Origin of the sequence: Rhodanobacter sp. C06, from assembly GCF_002001105.1 — a bacterium.
GTDB lineage: Bacteria > Pseudomonadota > Gammaproteobacteria > Xanthomonadales > Rhodanobacteraceae > Rhodanobacter_A.
Map to the genome: position 1 here is coordinate 70835 of NZ_MUNP01000059.1, position 17256 is coordinate 88090.

A 17256-nucleotide genomic window follows, 5' to 3' on the forward strand; every position below is an offset into this window, starting at 1 on the left:
CTATTCCTGCCATCTAATCCTGCAGCCTTTCCCGGAGGGCGACCATACAGCGATCCTCTCACCGGAAGTCGGGATCAGCAAGCCAAACACATAGGTAGGGCAGGTCGGCGCCATCCTTGGCACTTCCCGCAACCACGCTCAGCGTGGCTGCTTCAGCATCGCCGTGAGCTTGTCGAGCTGCGCGCGATACCCATAAAGCACCTTCGCGGTGACCACGGCATACCGATCCGCCTCGTCCCAACGCCGTGCCTCCAGCGCCTCGCGCACGCCGGGTACGGTCTTGACGTCGTAGCCGGTGAGCATGCCGGGGGCGTAGATCATGTGCTTGAACCAGGTGCGACCGGGCAGGCCGTCGGGGTTGGTGAGCGATTGCTCCATGCGGCCCATCAGCGCGTTCAGTGCGGTGCGCTGGGTGTCGCCTAAATCGAGACCGGCGGCGGCGCGGGCGTGGTAGGCGGCCTCGTAGGCTTGCGCGCTCTGCTTGAGCTGTTTGGCGGCCCGGTCCAGCGGCGCAAGGTCGATCGCTGGCACGTCGGAGTCGCGTTCGGGCGGCGCCACCGGGCGGGTGGGATCGCTGGTCAGGGCGAACGCGTGCTGGTCCAGCAGGCGATGCTGTTCGGCGGTGGCCTTGCGGGTGTCGGCGACCAGCTTGTGCAGCTGGTCCACGTAGCGGTCCAGCGTGGCGCTGAAGTCGCCGAAGCGCAGCGGCAGCACGCGGGCATCGGCGGCGCGCAGCACGATGTGGCCGGCGACCTTGGACAGCGCCACGCCGTATGCGAACGTGGGGTCGCCGAAGCGCACGTAGTGGTCGAAGGAGTCGTAGCGCGAGTGGTAGATGCCGCCGTCGTCGTCTTCGCCGCTGAAGCCGAGGTCCAGCGAGGCGATGCCCAGGTGTTCGAGGACGGCGCTGTAGTCGGAGCCGGAGCCCAGCGCGGCGATCGGCAGGTCGCCGCCGGCCGCGGCGAGCTTGGCGTCTTCCTTCGTCTCCGCGTTCGCGCCCTTGGCGGCGCCTGCCACCAGCATGCGGGCACGCAGGCGTTGCTGCACGCTGACATGGGTTTCCGGATCGGTGACGCCGGCGGCGACCTGGTTCACCAGGTGCTGCAGCGAATGGCTGCCGCCGGCGTCGAGGAAGCCGCGGCCGTTGGTGTCGGAGTTGACGTAGAGCACGGCCTTGGCCTGCAGCTCCTTCGCGTGCGTCTCGGCCCATTCGGTGGAGCCGAGCAGGCCCGGCTCCTCGCCGTCCCAGCTCGCGTAGACGAGGGTGCGCTGCGGACGCCAGCCCTGCTTGACCAGCGTGCCGATCGCCTTGGCTTCGGCCAGCAGCGCCACGTTGCCGGCGAGCGGGTCCCAGGCGCCGAACATCCAGCCGTCGTGGTGGTTGCCGCGGATGATCCACTGGTCCGGCTCGGTGGCACCCTTGAGCATGGCGATCACGTCGTAGACCGGCTTGCGGTCCCAGTTGGATTCAACGACCAGGTGCGCCTTCGCCGTGCCCGGGCCGATGTGGTAGGTGAACGGCAGCGCGCCGCGCCAGTCGGCCGGCGCCACCGGGCCGCCCAGCGATTGCAGCAGCGGCGTGGCGTCGGCGTACGAGATCGGCAGCACCGGGATCTTCATCAGCGTCTTCGCGTCCTTCAGCGCGAGATGCTTCGCGCCGGGGACGGAGCCATAGCCGGGCGTGGTGGGATCGCCGGGGTAGACCTGCATGTCGGCCACCGAGCCGCGCTGCACGCCGTCGGCCGGGCGCCAGCCGCCTTCCGGCCAGGCATCGCCCTGGTAATAGCCGTCGTCGCGCGGGTCGGAGTAGATCAGGCAGCCCACCGCGCCGTGTTCCTGCGCGAGCTTGGGCTTGAGGCCGCGCCAGCCGCCGCCGTAGCGCACGATCACGATCTTGCCCTTCACGGCTATGCCGCGGCGGGCCAGCGCCTTGTAGTCGTCCGGCATGCCGTGGTTGACGTAGACCAGCGGCGCGGTGACGTCGCCGTCGGCGCCGTAGACGTTGTACGGCGGCAACGTGCCGTCGCGGATCGCCGAGGTGGCATCGCCGGGCACGGCCGGCTCGCTGAGCTTCGCGGTGTAGGGCTTCGGCCCCAGCAGTTCCAGCGCCACCTTCTTCGGCGTGGGGTAGAGCACGTCGAAGGTCTCGATGTGCGCGTCCCAGCCCCATGCGCGGAACTTCGCCAGCATGAACTCGGCGTTCGCCTTGTCGTGCGGCGTGCCCACCTGGTTCGGCGCCGAGGACATCTGCTTCAGCCAGGCGCGCTGGTCGGCGGGGTCGAGCAGGGCGTCGAAGCGCTGCTCCAGAGTCCGCTGCTGCGCCGCGCCGTCGGCGGTGAAGCCGAGCATGCCGCCAGCGGGCGACGGATCGGCTGGCAAGGCGGCCGCGGCGGTGAAGGTGAGCAGGCAGCCCAGGGCCAATGCCGGGCGAATGGTCGGACGGATCATGCGGAGACTCTCCTTCACGAGCTGGGGTGTGGTGTGTCGACGGTCAGCCGCTGCAGCCGCGCGGCGGTGCGCCGGTTTGGCAGCCCAGCGTAGTCTGTTCCGGGAGCGCGGCGTGGCGATCGTCGCCGCCACGCTTCGCCGGCACGGTGATGTTCTGGTGGTAGAGCTGCCTGCCGTCCTCGGTGCTGAAGCGCAGGCGGTACTTGCCGGGGCGCAGGTAGAGGTCGGAGCCCGGCACGCCCTGCGCGCTGATCGTCACCCGCACATTCAGCGTGCCGACCAGCGGAAGCTGGTCCAGCACCAGGCGATCGGCGGGGATCGCGTCGTCGCTTTCATCGGCGTAGCGCGCCTCGACCAGGCAGGGGAAGTGTTGCTGACAGCGCGTGCCGTCGACGAACCAGGGGCTGCGCAGGCCACCCAGGCCCAGCCAGTCGGGCCGGCCGCGCACGAGGTGGACCGGCGGGAAGAACACGCTGACGTCGTAGCCCGGGCGCAAGGACCAGGGCTTGCCCGCGCCGCTGGTGAACACGATGGGCACGTGCGGATGCAGCTGCGCCATCACCGCGGCGTAGGTCGGGTGGTCGTCGTCGGCGAGCGCGTGCGGATACAGCACGGTCTGCTCGACCGACAGCATCGGCAGGTGCGTGAGCTTGTACAGATGCTCGGCCATCGAGGAGCCGCCGAGGTAGCGCCCCGATTTCACGATGTGCCCGTAGCCGGCATCGACCACCAGCCGTGCCGCGGGATCGCGCTTGAACACGGCGGCGTCGAGGTTGCGCGCCTGCTCGGCTTCGCGCGCGTCGCCGGTGGCGCTGGAGGTGGCCTCGTAGGCCACCACTTTGAAACCCAGCTTGAGGGCGGTGCGCACCATCTCGGCGCACACCGGTTCCTCGGTGTAGAAGCCGCTCTTGTCGACGGGATAGCCGCGCGCCTGCAGGCCGGTGTCGGTCTGGTACAGCGTCTCGGCGGCGAACCAGTCGAAACCCTCCGCGCGCAGGCGGCCCAGCAACTGCACGGTGAGGCTGCGGGTGAGCGCCACGTTGTGCGCCTCGTTCAGCAGCACGACGCGGTAGTTCTTCGCCAGCCCGGGGATCGCCGCCAGCGCGGGATGGGCAGCGTAGCCGGGCAGGCCCAGCGGCGAGGGGCGGTCGTCCGGCTCGGGCTGCTGCCTGATCGAGAAGCTGGCCGCCGCGTCGGGGTAGTCGCCGATGAAGCTCTGGTACCAGCTGATGTACTGGCCGAAGATCAGCCGGAATGCCGGCGACTTGTCCTCGTCCCAGGCATGGCGCATCACCTGGTACTGCGCGAGCAACCCCTGGTGCCGGTTCGCCGCGGCCATGATCCGGTCGGACTTGTCCGCCGCGGCGAGCTGCAGCGCCTGCCACTGGTCCGGCGTCAGGTCGGGTGTCTGGGCCGGCGTCTGGGCGGAGGAGGCACGCGGGCCGCATGCCAGCAATACGCAGGCGAGCAGGACAGCCGGGCGGCGGTGGGGGAACATCGGTTGCCTCTGGGAGGGAAGGCCTCGCCGCCTGCCGTTTTACCAGCCTCGCCGGACGCTGTCCCGTGGCGATGTCCGGAATGGGTCACAGGTCATGGACGAAGGTCACTGCAAACCCTGCCACACCGCCTTGAGCAGTTCGCCGTCGGGGTCGTTGGCCTGCTCCCAGTACATCAGGCCGCCCAGGTGCTGCGCCTTCACGTAGGCGGCCTTGGCGGCGATGGACTGCGGATCGTCGTAGCTGATGAAGCTGCGCGTCTTGGCGTTCCACAGGTACGGCGCCTCGGCCTTGGCATCCCAGTAGCGCACGTAGCCTTGGCGGCCGATGTAGTCGGCCTTGAGCTGCGGCCACGCGATCATGGCCTGGAAGTGGCCAAAGCGCTGGAACAGGCCGTGGTGCGCCGGCTGCACGTCGGCGAACTCGCGGCCATAGAACGCCACGCCAGGCACCAGTTTCTCCGGCGGCACGCCGGCGGCGCGGAACTGGCGCACCGCGCGCGCCAGCGTGCGCGCATCGGCCGGCGCCAGCGCGGAGGCGTGCAGGCCGGTGTGGTTGCAGGTGGTCGGCGTCATCGCGTTGCAGAAGTCGTAGGTCATCAGGTTGAACCAGTCCAGCGACGGCGCCACCGCGGCGATGGCTATGCCGTCCACGAACGGGCCGTCGGCGGCGGCGATGCTGAGCAGGTAGTGCTTGCCGTGGCCGTCGCGGTCGAACGTGGCGCGCAGCGTCTTCAGCAGGGCGGTGAAGTGTGCGCGATCCTGCGGACTGGAGGCGATGCCGGATTCGTGGTGGCCGGGGTATTCCCAGTCCACGTCGAGGCCGTCGGCATGCGTTGCCGCGAGCAGCGCCGCGGCGCTGTCGGCGAACTTCTGCCGGCTGGCCGCAGTAGCCGCCGCCTCGGAGAAGCCGCCGGCCTCCCAGCCGCCCACCGACACCGTTACTTTCAATTGCGGGTGCGCGGCCTTCAGCGCGATGCGCTGCGCCAGCCGCGCGCGGGCCGCGTCATTGAGCGTCACCTGGCCGTCGACCACCCGCGCGAACGCGAAGATCAAGGTGTCGATGCGATCCGCGTCGACCGTGGAAATGGGGTGCTGCGCGGTGTCGTAGGCCACCACGCGATAGTGTTCGCCGGCGACGGGTGCGGCCAGCGCACCGAAGGGCAGCGCCAGCGCGGCCAGCAGCGCAAGCAGGGGGCGGATACGGCGTGACGGCATCGGGGAGAGTTCCGGAACGGGGAGTCCTCGATCATCGCAGTGCGCCGGCCGCACGGCCAGTGCGGCGATACACTGCAGCGATGCCTGACCGGAATCCTTGCGCGTGAGCATTGTCGACACGCCTGCCAACCCGCCTGACGATCCGCGGCCTGAGCCGCCGCCCGAGCCCGATCCGTCCGACTGTTGCGGCGAAGGCTGCGTGCCCTGCGTCTTCGACGCGTACGAGGCGGCACTGGAGCGCTACAAGGCCGCGTTGGCGGCGTGGCAGGCGCGGCATCCCGGTTGCTGACGATTGCCAGGGAATGCGCTGACTTCTGCTCGTCATCCCAGCGCAGGCCGCACAAGCGCACAGCGCGCAGAACGCCCGCAGGGCGCCCCCGAAGGGTCGAGCGCAGCGAGTCATCCAGTGCCTTCAAGTCATTGAACACGAAAGCACTGGATTCCTGCCTTCGCAGGAATGACGGGCAAGAAGCCGATTCGTCAGGCCTTTCCAAGCGTGCCATCCGCCCCCAGATCAGGGCGCATCGTATTCCCGGATGCCGCCATGATCCCGTTCTCCGTCCTCGACCTCGCACCGATCACCGCAGGCAGCGACGCCGCCCAGGCGTTCCGCAACACGCTGGACCTCGCGCAGCTCGCCGAGCGGCTGGGCTACCGGCGCTACTGGCTGGCCGAGCACCACAACATGCCGGGCATCGCCAGCGCGGCGACCGCGGTGCTGATCGGCCACGTGGCCGCCGGCACTTCGACGATCCGCGTCGGCGCCGGCGGCATCATGCTGCCGAACCACGCGCCGCTGCAGGTGGCCGAGGCGTTCGGCACGCTGGCCGCGCTTCACGGCGAGCGCATCGACCTCGGTCTGGGCCGCGCGCCCGGCACCGACCACGCCACCGCACGGGCGCTGCGCCGCTATTACGACAGCGCCGACGCGTTCCCGCAGGACGTGACGGAGCTGCTTGCCTACTTCGAACCGGCCGCGCCCGGCCAGGCGGTGCGCGCGGTGCCCGGCGCGGGCAGCGAGGTGCCGGTGTGGCTGCTCGGTTCCAGCCTGTTCGGCGCGCGGCTGGCCGCGCAGCTGGGCTTGCCGTATGCCTTCGCCTCGCATTTCGCGCCCGACGCGATGGACGAGGCGCTGGCGCTGTACCGCCGCGACTTCCGTCCGTCGGCACGGCTGGCGCGGCCCCACGCGATGCTCGGGATCAACGTGGTGGCGGCCGCCAGCGATGCCGAGGCGCGGCGCCTGTTCACCACCCAGCAACAGAGCTTCATCAACCTGCGTCGCGGCCAACCTGGCCTGATCCCGCCGCCGATCGCCGACATCGAGGCGTACTGGACGCCGCCGGAAAAGCTGATGGTGGAGCGCGCGCTGGCCTGCGCGGTGGTCGGCGATGCCGTCACGGTGAAGCAGGGCATCGAGGCCTTCATCGATCGCCACCGGCCGGACGAGCTGATGATCGTCAGCAACGTGTTCGAGCATGCGCTGCGGCGGCGCTCGTACGAGCTGGTCGCCGCCGCGTGCGACCGGCTTGCGACGGGGGTTCATGCGGATCGGTCATAATGGCGGGCTTCCCTTGCTCTGACGAACCCCTTCCCGCATGAAAACCCCAGCCGGCCTGCAGGCGCTGATCGATGACGGCGTGATCGACGAAGTGCTGCGCCCGCTGAAGAGCGGCAAGGAGGCGTCCGTCTACGTGGTGCGCTCCGGCGATGCGATCCGCTGCGCCAAGGTCTACAAGGACATGGCCCAGCGCAGCTTCCAGCAGCGCGTGCAGTACCAGGAAGGGCGCAAGGTGCGCGGCAGCCGGCAGGCGCGCGCGATGGGCAAGGCGACGAAGTTCGGCCGCAAGGAAGCCGAGGCCGCGTGGAAGAACGCCGAGGTGGACGCGCTTTACCAGCTCGTCGCCGCCGGCGTGCGGGTGCCGCAGCCGCACGGCTACTTCAACGGCGTGCTGGTGATGGAACTGGTCGCCGATGCCGACGGTTACTCCGCGCCGCGGCTGGGCGAGGTGGAACTGTCGGCGGAGACCGCGCGCGAGTTCCATCGCGTGCTGATCCGCCAGGTCGCGCGGATGCTGTGCGAGGGGCTGATCCACGGCGACCTGTCGGAATACAACGTGCTGGTGGCGCCGGACGGCCCGGTGATCATCGACCTGCCGCAGGTGGTCAGCGCGTCCGGCAACAACGCGGCGCGCACCATGCTGCGGCGGGACGTTGGCAATCTCACGATCAGCCTGGCGCGCTTCGCGCCGGAACTGCTCGACACGCATTACGCCGAGGAGATGTGGGCGCTGTTCGAGCAGGGCGAGTTGCAGCCGGACAGCGAACTGAGCGGCCATTTCGTGTTCGACGAGAGCGACGTCGACGTGGACAGCGTGATGCAATCGATTCTCGATGCGCGCGAGGAAGCGCGCATCCGCCAGCTGGGGCGCGAGGCGGCGCAGGCCGAGCCGTGAACGCGCGCCGCAGGAGCGGCTTCAGCCGCGACGCATTTGTCCTCGCGGGACGCAATCGCGGCTGAAGCCGCTCCTGCGGGGGCGACTCACCGCTTGGCGGCTTTCTTCGCCGCCTTCTCGGCCTTCTTCTCCTTGGGCGTCTTCAGCGGCTTCTTCTTGTCGCTCTTTTTCTGTTCCATGCCTTTCATGGCGTTCTCCTGCGGGTGGGTGTGCGGTGGCTGCATGGTGCCACTTTGCAGGGGCGATGGCATCAGAGCCTGTTCAATATCTCCGCGTGGCCCGCGCCGGGAGCTGTTTGCGCGCAGGCCAAGGAAGAACGAGGGAGTGGACGTCCGTCCACGACTGAGTGATGACGCAGGGATGCGGGCAAACAGACCCGGCCCTTCGGGTTGCCTTGCCGTGGCCGCGATGCGGCAGCGCGGCTTGACCTGCCAGTCAGGCAGGCGCTGCGCCACGCGCCACCACCTGGCAGCCACGGCAAGGCAACGCGGGCTACGTGGAGATATTGAACACTTAGTTCGGATTGACCTTCAGCAGCTTGAGCTCGAACACCAGCGAGGCATTGGGCGGGATCACGCCGCCGGCGCCGTGTGCGCCGTAGCCGAGTTCGGCGGGAATCAGCAGGGTGCGTTCGCCGCCCACGTGCATGCCGGCCACGCCCTGGTCCCAACCCTTGATGACCATGCCTTGGCCCAGGGTGAAGGAGAACGGTTCGTTGCCGTGGTCGGCGGTGCTGTCGAACTTCGTGCCGTGCTTGTCCTTGGCGGTGTCGTCGTACAGCCAGCCGGTGTAGAGCACCTGCACGGTCATGCCGGGCTTGGCCTCGGCACCGCTGCCGACCTTGGTGTCGATGGTGGTGAGCTTGTCCACCTGGCCGTGAGTGGCGGCGGTGGATTGCGGCGCGTGGTTGCAGGCGGCGAGGGCGAACAGGGCGAGCAGGGGCAGCAGCCAGCGCATGAGCAACTCCAGGCATGGGGAATGGGGGCAGGAGCGCACCCTGTGCGCGAATGCTCTTGCCGGTGTGCCGAAAAGAGCTTCGCGCACAAGCTGCACTCCTGCATGATGGCGGATTCAGGCGACGGCGTAATCGCCCATGCGCGCCTGCGGGCGAATCGCCAGCGTGCGGTCGCCGCTGATCAGCTGCAGCTCGCCGTCCTGGATCAGGCACTGCAGGCGCATGCCGCGATCGCACAGCGCGGCCAGTGCGCGCACGTCGGTTTCCGGGATGTCCAGCACGGCGAGATTGTCGTTGCGGGCGAGCGCGCCGGCCAGCTTGTCCCACCAGATGTCCGCGCCGCGTCCGCCGTAGGTGAACACCACGACCTGGCGCGCGCGGCCGCAGGCCTTGCGGATGCGCGACTCGTCCGGCTGGCCGACTTCGATCCACAGCTCGATCTCGTCGGTATACGCCTTGCGCCACAGCGCCGGCTCGTCCTCGTCGCTGAGGCCCTTGCCGAACTCCAGCCGCTCGTCCGCGAACAGCACGAACGCGAGCAGGCGCACCATCAGGCGCTCCTCGGTCTCGGACGGATGCCGTGCCAGTGTCAGCGCATGGCTGGCGTAGTAATGCCGGTCCATGTCGCTGATCGACAGCTCGGCCTTGTGGATGGTGGCGTTGAGGGCCATGTGCGTGCCTCGAGGACTGCAGCCGCACATTGTACGCGCTGGCTCAGGCCGCCGCGGCCTGCGGCTGCGGCCAGACGTGCGCGGGGTAGTAGACCCGCATCATGCGCGCCACGTAGTCGACCAGGTTCGGATGGCGCTCGGCAGCCGCGCGCAGCGGCGTGTCGAAGAACGGGGTGAGGATCGCCGCGAGCACGCCGAAGGCGATCGCGTCGACGGCGTGCGGCCGGTCGCCGAACAGATATTCGCTCTCGCCCAGCAGCATGGCGATCGCATCGATGGAACGCGTGCCCAGTTCGGCGATCTGCTCGCGGCTGTGGCGGCCCAGGCCGTGCGCGTGCAGCTCGTTCTGCTTGGCGGCCTGCATGTCCTCGCGCAAGCGTTCGCGGATCGCCTCGGGCGCCCGGTCGGCGAAATGCGCAGGTCCCCTGGCGAAGTTCGCCGCGTCGATCCAGCGGAACCACACCATCGCCCAGTAGAGATGGTCCTCGACCATGCGTTCGATCGCCCAGGCTTCGGCGCGCTGGCGTGCGTCCAGGCCCGCGTCCAGGTCCACCCCGTGTTTGCGTTCAAGGTAGGCGCGGATGAAGCTGGAATCGCACACCAACTCGCCGGCGTCGTCGACGTACGGCAGCTTGCCCTTGGGGGCTTCCGGCGGGATCGCGAACAGCTTGCGGTACGGCAGGTGGGCCATCTGCAGCTGCACCTCGGTCTTGGTGACGAAGGGGCTGGGATCGGGCAGGCCGAAGGCCGGGGCGCAACCGTACAAGGTGATGGGGGCGGTGGTCATGGCGAGGCTCCGTGGAAGTTGCGGGGAGTCTGGCGATGTCCTGCTGACAGCCTTGTGTCAGCAGGACGAACGGCGAGGCATGACTCCGGCCCGTCGAACGCGGGGGGCTCACGCCTTGGGCAACGCATCCAGCAGCGGCTTGATCAGGTCCAGCGGCAGCGGGAACACGATGGTGGAGGCCTTGCCGCTGCTGGACATGTCGGCCAGCGTCTGCAGGTAGCGCAGCTGCAGCGCCTGCGGCTGCTGCGACAGCATCGCGGCGGCGTCGCGCAGTTTCTCGGCGGCCTGCAGCTCGCCCTCGGCATGGATCACCTTGGCGCGCCGCTCGCGCTCGGCCTCGGCCTGGCGGGCGATCGCGCGCACCATGGTCTCGTTGAGGTCGACGTCCTTGATTTCGACGTTGGTGACCTTGATGCCCCAGGGGTCGGTGGCCTCGTCGAGGATCTGCTGCAGGCTGTGGTTGATCGAGTCGCGCTGCGACAGGATCTCGTCCAGCTCGTGCTGGCCCAGCACCGAGCGCAGCCGGGTTTGCGACAGCTGGCTGGTGGCCTGCAGGAAGTTCTCCACCTGCAGCACCGACTTGTCCGGCTCCACCACGCGGAAATACACCACCGCGTTCACCCGCACCGAGACGTTGTCGCGCGAGATCACGTCCTGCGGCGGCACGTCCATCACGGTCACGCGCAGGTCCACCCGCGTCATGCGCTGCACGATGGGCACCAGGATCACCAGGCCCGGACCCTTGATGCCGGTGTAGCGGCCCAGCGTCAGCACCACGCCGCGCTGGTACTCCGGCAGCACCTTGATCGACAGGAACAGCAGCAGGACCACCACGATGACGACGACACCACCGAACCCGATCATGAAAGCTCTCCTTTATTCGCCTGCGAGGGCGTGACGTGAAGCAGCAAGCCGTGCCGTGCAGTGACGCGCACGCGCGTCCCGGCCGGCAGCGCGACTTCGCAATGTACTCGCCAGCGTTCGCCGCCGATCAGCGCCCAGCTCTCGCCGCCGGCCGACACCGCCTGCAGCAGCTCGCCGCCGGCCTGCAGCATCGGTTCGTCGCCGAGGAACGGCCTGGCCCGGCGCGCGCGCGACACCAGCCGCAGCAGCATGGCCAGCAACGCGACCGCACAGAAGGCGAGGCCGGCGATCACGCCCACGTTCACCTCGTAGCCCGGCACGCCGCGGTGGAACAACATGATCGAGCCGATCACGAACGCGATCACGCCACCGATGCCGACCACGCCCGCGGTGGGCACGAAGGCTTCCGCCAGCAGCAGGCCGATGCCCAACGCCATCAAGGCCAGCCCCGCGTAGTTCACCGGCAGCAGTTGCAACGCGTACAGGCCCACCAGCAGGCAGATGCCGCCGGTGACGCCGGGCAGGTAGGTACCGGGGTGGAACGCTTCCAGGATCAGCCCGTAGATGCCGGCCAGCAGCAACAGGTAAGCGACGGTCGGATTGGTGATGATGCCCAGGAAGCGCGCCCGCCAGTCCGGCGGGTAGTCGTGCACGGCCAAGCCGCGCAGCTTCAGTACCACGCTTCGGTCGCCAAGCTTCACCGTGCGGCCGTCGGCCTGCGCCAGCAGCGCATCGACATCGGCGGCGACGAAGTCGACCACGCGCTGGCTGGCCGCCTCGCTGGCGGTGAGCGTGGCCGCGCCGCGCACCGCCTGCTCGGCCCAGGCCGCGTTGCGTCCGTGCAGTTGCGCCAGCGAGCGGATGTAGGCGATCGCATCGTTGAGCACCTTGCGGCTTTCGGCGTCGGGTGCGGGGCCACCGGACTCGGGCGAGCCGCTGCTTTTGGATGACGCGGGCGGGGTGCCGCCGATCGGCAGCGGCGTGCCGCCGCCGAGGCTGACCGGGGTCGCCGCGCCCAGGTGGGTGGCCGGCGCCATCGCCGCGATCGGGCAGGCATACAGGATGTAGGTGCCGGCCGAGGCCGCGCGCGCGCCGGCCGGCGCCACGTAGCCGAGCACCGGCAGCCGCGATGCCAGGACCGCGCTGACGATGCGCCGCATCGATTCGGCGAGGCCGCCAGGCGTGTCCATCTGCAGCACGATCGCCGTGGCGCCGTCGGCGTCGGCTTGCCGCATCGCAGCATCCACGTATTCCGCCGCGGCCGGTCCGATCGGGCCGTTCAGGTCGATCCGCGCCACGAAGCCGGCGTCGCCGCGTGCAGCCAGCGGCGATCCGGTAGCGAGCGCGAGCAGCGCCAGCGCCAGGCAGATGACGGCACCGAGGTTGAGCCATGGCCTGCGCCACATGCAGATCTCCTTCCGAATTGCGGCGCCGTCACAGTGCGCCGGCAGGTGTTGCGGCAATGTCTAGGCAGTTTCCGGGCAGCGCGGTGGATGGTCCCGACTTGAGGAAACCCTGGTTTTGCTCATCATCCCGGCTTTCGCCGGGGTGGCGAACCTTGCGCGCCGGAGTATTTGGCGAAGCGCGCCGGCCGGGTCAGACGGTACTTTCGGGGCAAAATTTCGCGGTGCGCCCGATCCACGCTATCGTGCGCGGCAGCGTCCATCCGGGGAGTACCAGCGTGAACCCATCCGCATCCAGCGCGTCCTCGCGCGCCGAACTGACCCTGCGCGGCCTGATCATCGGCATCGTGATCACCGTGTTGTTCACCGCGGCCAACGTGTTCTTCGGACTCAAGGCTGGCCTCACGTTCTCCACATCGATCCCGGCGGCGGTGATCTCGATGGCGATCCTCAAGGCCATGCGCGACGCCACCATCCAGGAGAACAACATCGTGCAGACGGTGGCCTCGGCCGCCGGCACGTTGTCCTCGATCATCTTCGTGTTGCCGGGCCTGATCATGGTGGGTTGGTGGACGGGCTTCCCGTTCTGGATGTCCTTCGGCATCTGCGCCACCGGCGGCGTGCTGGGCGTGATGTACACCATCCCACTGCGCCGCGCGCTGGTGACCGACTCGGACCTGCCGTACCCGGAAGGCGTGGCCTGCGCCGAGGTGCTCAAGGTGGGCTCGGGTTCGTCGGAGGCCGCGGCCGAGTCGGTGGAATCAGGCGGGGCGGGGCTGAAGGCAGTGCTGGCTGGCTCGATCGTCTCGGCGGTGTTCTACGTGGTGGTGCAGACCAAGCTGTTCGCCACCTCGGTGTCGAGCTATTTCCGTATCGGCGACAAGGGGGCGGCCACCGGTTTCGATTTCAGCCTCTCCTTTGCGCTGTTCGCGGTGGGCCACCTGGTCGGCCTGTGGGTGGGTGTGGCGATGCTGTTCGGCGCGGTGATCAGCTGGTCGTGGGCGGTGCCGCACTTCTTGCTGCTGCACCCGGAGACCGGGGCGGCGATAGACGCGGCGCAGGCCACCTGGAGCCACTATGTGCGCTTCGTGGGCGCCGGCACCATCGGCGTGGCGGCGATCTGGACCCTGGCCAAGCTGGTCAAGCCGGTGGTTGGCGGCCTGGCCGGCGCGATGGCCGCCGCGCGCGTGCGCAAGGCCGGCCAAGCGCACACGCTGGCGCGCACCGAGCAGGACATGCCGATTGGCATCGTCGGCCTGATCACCTTGCTGTGCTTGATCCCGGTGGCCTTGCTGCTGTGGCATTTCAGCACGATCAGCGGGCTGGGCGGGCATACCTGGTTGCTGGTGGGCGGCGGTGTGCTGTTCGTGGTGATCCTGAGCTTCCTGGTCTCCACGGTGTGCGGCTACATGGCGGGCCTGATCGGTTCGTCGAACAGCCCGCTGTCGGGTATCGGCATCCTGGTGGTGATCATCGCTGCGCTGCTGCTGGTGCTGTTCGTGAAGGCGCTGGTGCCGGCGGAGGCGGGCAAGGCGTTGGTGGCGTTCGCGCTGTTCATCACCTCGATCGTGTTCGCGGTGGCCTCGATCGCCAACAACAACTTGCAGGACCTCAAGACCGGTCAGCTGGTCGACGCCACGCCGTGGAAGCAGCAGGCGGCGCTGGTGGTCGGCGTGATCGCCGGCGCGCTGGTGATCCCGCCGGTGCTGGATCTGCTGCAGCACGCCTACGGCTTCCTTGGCGCGCCGGGTGCGAACCCGGCGACCGCGCTACCGGCGCCGCAGGCCGGGTTGATCTCGGCATTGGCGCAAGGCGTGATCCAGAACAACATCGACTGGAGCCTGATCGGCCTGGGTGCCGGCATCGGCGTGGCGCTGATCGTGCTGGACGCGGTGCTGGCGAGCACCACCAAGTCGGTGCGCCTGCCGCCGCTCGCGGTGGGACTGGGCATGTACCTGCCGACCTCGACCACTCTGATGGTGGTGGTCGGTGCGCTGGTCGGGGCGTGGTTCGACAAGCGCGCCGAGCGCGGTCCGAAGGCGGAGCCGACCAAGCAGCTCGGCGTGCTGCTGGCCTCGGGCCTGATCGTGGGCGAGAGCTTGCTCGGGGTGCTGGTAGCCGCGTTGGTGGCCTTCACCGGCAAGCCCATGCCGCTGGCCCTGGTCGGTTCGGGGTTCGACACTGCGGCGATCTGGATCGGCGGCATCGTGTTCGCGGGCAGCGTGGTGGTGATGTATCGCTGGATCGCGCGCATGGGGCAGGGCACATCCGCGCGGTAATCGCGGACGCTTGTTCATCGCCTGCAACAGAGCCTGCCCTAAACTAGAAGCCTCCCAGGGAAAACGAGCGTCGCGTGGAGCAGGAAAAAGTCGAGCAGGTGCCACGCACGGATGAAGCCCTGAATCCGCCCAGCCAGCGGGTGGTACTGCTGCGGCGCATCGCCGGGCCGCTGCTGTCGGTGGGCATGCTGGTGCTGGCGCTGTGGGCGCTGCACCTGCTGGCGCGCCATGTCACCTATCACGAGATCCGCGAGTACGTGGCCAGCGTGTCGCGCGAGCGCTTGTTGCTGGCGATCGTGCTGACCACGCTGGGCTTCGGCGTGATGTCGCTGTACGACCGCTTCGGCCTGCAAGCCATCGGCAGGAAGCTGCCGTGGCGGCGGGTCACCCTGATCTCCTTCATCAGCTACGCCTTCAGCAATGCGGTGGGCATGTCGTTCCTGGTGTCGGGTTCGATCCGCTACCGCTTCTACCTGCAGAACGGCCTCTCCACCGCCGAGATCGCGAAGCTGGTGCTGTATTGCACGCTGAGCTTCTGGCTGGGGCTGCTGGCGCTGACCGGCGTGACCTTGCTGATCGTGCCGTTGCCCGCGGGCCTGCCGTTGAGCGATTGGCGCATCACGGTGGCGATCGCGTTGACCGCGGTGCCACTGGCCTGGGTGCTCGGCGGCTTCATCCGCAAGCCGCTGAAACTCTGGCGCTGGCGCGTGCTGCTGCCGCGGCCGCTGTCGGCACTGCGCCAGGTGCTGGTGGGCGCGCTGGACTGGTGGTTGGCGGCGGCGGTGATGTACGTGCTGATGCCGGACAGCCTGCATGCGGGCTTCGGGCATTTCCTGGCGATCTTCGTGATCGCCCAGATCGTGGGCCTGGTCAGCCACGTGCCGGGCGGCCTGGGCGTGTTCGAGACGGTGATGCTGGCCGGCTTCCACGCCACCGACGACAAGCACCTCGCCGCCCCCATCCTCGGTGCGCTGGCGATGTTCCGCATCGTCTACTACCTGATGCCGTTGTGCACGGCGACCATGCTGGTGCTGCAGCGCGAGGCGCGTGGCTTGCGCCAGAAGTCGCTGTGGTCGCCATGGTTCAACAGCCTGTTGCCCTCGTTCTTTGCGGGACTGACCCTGGTGTCCGGCGCGGTGCTGCTGTTCTCGGGCGCCACCCGGGCGCTGCCGGACCGCATGGCGATCCTGCGCGACGTACTGCCGCTGTCGGTGCTGGAGGTCTCGCACCTCTTGGCCAGCGTGATCGGCATGCTGCTGCTGATCCTCGCCCGCGGCCTGCAGCGGCGGCTGGACGCGGCCTACTGGCTGACCCTGGTGCTGCTGGTGGCCGGTGCGGTGCTCTCCCTGCTCAAGGGCATCGACTACGAGGAGGCGAGCCTGCTGGCCTTGCTGGCGCTGGCGCTGGCGCCGGCGCACCGGCTGTTCTACCGGCGTGCCTCGCTGTTCAGCACCAACTTCTCGGTGGGCTGGATCGTGGCGATCGTCGCGGTGTTCGGCTGCGCCACCTGGCTGGTGATGTTCAGCTACAAGCACGTGGAGTACAGCAGCAGCCTGTGGTGGGAGTTCAGCTTCCACCAGGGCGGCGCGCCGCGCGCACTACGCGCACTGGTGGGCGCGGCGGCGGCGGGCCTGCTGTTCGCGCTGGCGGCACTGATCAAGCCGCAGCGCCTGCGCCGCGTGCCGCCCAGCGAAGCAGAGCTGCAGCGCGCGCTGCCGCTGATCCGCCATTTCCATTCCGCGCAGGCGCACCTGGCCCTGATGGGCGACAAGCACCTGCTGTTCGACGAGCAGGGCAAGGCCTTCCTGATGTACGACACCGAAGGCCGCAGCTGGGTCACCATGGGCGATCCGGTGGGCGCGGACGAGGACGCGCGGCGCGAGCTGGTGTGGAGCTTCATGGAGCAGTGCGAGCGCGCGGGCGGCTGGCCGGTGTTCTACCAGGTCTGCCCCGGGGACCTGGACATGTACCTCGAAGTGGGCATGAACCTGTTGAAGATCGGCGAGGAGGCGCGCGTGCGGCTCGCGGACTTCAACCTCGACGGCAAGACGAAGAAGACCTTGCGCGGCACGATCAACAGGCTGGGCCGCGACGGCCTGCGGCTGGAGATCGTGCCGGCGGACGCGGTGGCGCCGCTGCTGCCGCGGCTCAAGGAGATCTCCGACGCGTGGCTGGCCGACAAGCACGCACGCGAGAAGCGCTTCTCGCTGGGCGCGTTCGATCCGCGCTACCTGGTGCGCACGCCGATGGCGCTGGTGTGGCAGGGCGAACGGATCGTGGCCTTCGCGAACCTGTTCCTTACCGAGACGAAGGAAGAAGCCTCGCTGGACCTGATGCGCTTCGCGCCGGAAGGGCCGTCCGGCATCATGGATTTCCTGTTCGTCGAACTGATGCAGTGGGCGAAGCAGCAGGAGTATCGCTGGTTCAACCTGGGCATGGCGCCGCTGGCCGGCCTCACCAGCCGGCGCCAGGCACCGCTGTGGAACCGCTTCGGCGCGCTGGTGTTCGGCCGCGGCGAACGCTTCTACAATTTCCAGGGCCTGCAGCGCTACAAGGACAAGTTCGATCCCGAATGGGAACCGCGCTACATGGCCGTGCCCGGCGGCATCGCGCTGCCGATGATACTTGCCAACGTGGCCAGCCTGATCTCCGGTGGCCTCACCGGAGTCGTGCGTCGATGAGC

General features: G+C 68.9%; 14 protein-coding genes. 5 read left to right on the top strand and 9 right to left on the bottom strand.

What is annotated here, in order from left to right; translation table 11 throughout:
- Positions 1-138: 138 nt before the first annotated feature.
- The 3 genes from B0E52_RS12545 to B0E52_RS12555 all read right to left on the bottom strand — a co-directional run bounded on the left by B0E52_RS12545 (position 139) and on the right by B0E52_RS12555 (position 5161).
- Entirely contained in the window at positions 139-2448 is a 2310-nt protein-coding gene (locus B0E52_RS12545) for a transferrin receptor-like dimerization domain-containing protein (protein ID WP_077484239.1), read from the bottom strand.
- A 43-nt stretch (positions 2449-2491) separates the two neighbouring features.
- On the bottom strand, positions 2492-3946 hold the full coding sequence (locus tag B0E52_RS12550) for a hypothetical protein (protein WP_139351674.1): 1455 nt from the start codon (positions 3944-3946) through the stop codon (positions 2492-2494).
- 105 nt (positions 3947-4051) lie between these two features.
- Positions 4052-5161 carry a glycoside hydrolase family 18 protein gene (locus B0E52_RS12555; protein ID WP_254426791.1) on the bottom strand — a complete coding sequence of 370 codons (1110 nt, stop codon included), beginning with the start codon at positions 5159-5161 and terminating at the stop codon, positions 4052-4054.
- 109 nt (positions 5162-5270) lie between these two features.
- Here B0E52_RS12555 and B0E52_RS12560 point away from each other — a divergent pair, with 109 nt between their 5' ends.
- The 3 genes from B0E52_RS12560 (at position 5271) to B0E52_RS12570 (ending at position 7614) form a co-directional block, all read left to right on the top strand.
- On the top strand, positions 5271-5450 hold the full coding sequence (locus tag B0E52_RS12560; RefSeq protein ID WP_139351684.1) for an oxidoreductase-like domain-containing protein: 180 nt from the start codon (positions 5271-5273) through the stop codon (positions 5448-5450).
- Positions 5451-5705: 255 nt separating this feature from the next.
- A complete protein-coding gene (locus B0E52_RS12565; protein ID WP_077484243.1) occupies positions 5706-6719 on the top strand; it encodes an LLM class flavin-dependent oxidoreductase in 1014 nt (337 codons plus the stop codon).
- Between the two features lie 37 nt (positions 6720-6756).
- Entirely contained in the window at positions 6757-7614 is an 858-nt protein-coding gene (locus B0E52_RS12570) for a PA4780 family RIO1-like protein kinase (RefSeq protein ID WP_077484245.1), read from the top strand.
- A gap of 86 nt (positions 7615-7700) precedes the next feature.
- On the opposite strand, the gene B0E52_RS18395 is transcribed toward B0E52_RS12570, so the two are convergent.
- From B0E52_RS18395 to B0E52_RS12595, 6 genes are all read right to left on the bottom strand, one after another.
- Positions 7701-8069: a hypothetical protein gene (locus B0E52_RS18395; protein ID WP_139351675.1), complete on the bottom strand. Its 369-nt coding sequence runs from the start codon at positions 8067-8069 to the stop codon at positions 7701-7703.
- A gap of 58 nt (positions 8070-8127) precedes the next feature.
- The gene (locus tag B0E52_RS12575) at positions 8128-8571 is read right to left on the bottom strand and encodes an FKBP-type peptidyl-prolyl cis-trans isomerase (RefSeq protein ID WP_077484247.1); all 444 of its coding nucleotides are present in this window, start codon (positions 8569-8571) and stop codon (positions 8128-8130) included.
- A 114-nt stretch (positions 8572-8685) separates the two neighbouring features.
- Entirely contained in the window at positions 8686-9240 is a 555-nt protein-coding gene (locus B0E52_RS12580; RefSeq protein WP_077484249.1) for a YaeQ family protein, read from the bottom strand.
- Positions 9241-9283: 43 nt separating this feature from the next.
- Entirely contained in the window at positions 9284-10027 is a 744-nt protein-coding gene (locus tag B0E52_RS12585; protein ID WP_077484251.1) for a glutathione S-transferase family protein, read from the bottom strand.
- A 108-nt stretch (positions 10028-10135) separates the two neighbouring features.
- Complete coding sequence (locus B0E52_RS12590; RefSeq protein ID WP_077484253.1) at positions 10136-10891, bottom strand: slipin family protein; 756 nt, start codon at positions 10889-10891, stop codon at positions 10136-10138.
- The gene (locus B0E52_RS12595; RefSeq protein WP_077484255.1) at positions 10888-12297 is read right to left on the bottom strand and encodes a nodulation protein NfeD; all 1410 of its coding nucleotides are present in this window, start codon (positions 12295-12297) and stop codon (positions 10888-10890) included. The genes B0E52_RS12590 and B0E52_RS12595 overlap by 4 nt, the downstream gene beginning before the upstream one ends.
- 275 nt (positions 12298-12572) lie before the next feature.
- Between B0E52_RS12595 and B0E52_RS12600 the strand changes: the two genes are divergently transcribed.
- Complete coding sequence (locus B0E52_RS12600; protein ID WP_077484257.1) at positions 12573-14573, top strand: oligopeptide transporter, OPT family; 2001 nt, start codon at positions 12573-12575, stop codon at positions 14571-14573.
- Positions 14574-14647: 74 nt separating this feature from the next.
- On the top strand, positions 14648-17254 hold the full coding sequence (gene mprF, locus B0E52_RS12605) for a bifunctional lysylphosphatidylglycerol flippase/synthetase MprF (protein ID WP_254426792.1): 2607 nt from the start codon (positions 14648-14650) through the stop codon (positions 17252-17254).
- Positions 17255-17256: the final 2 nt, after the last annotated feature.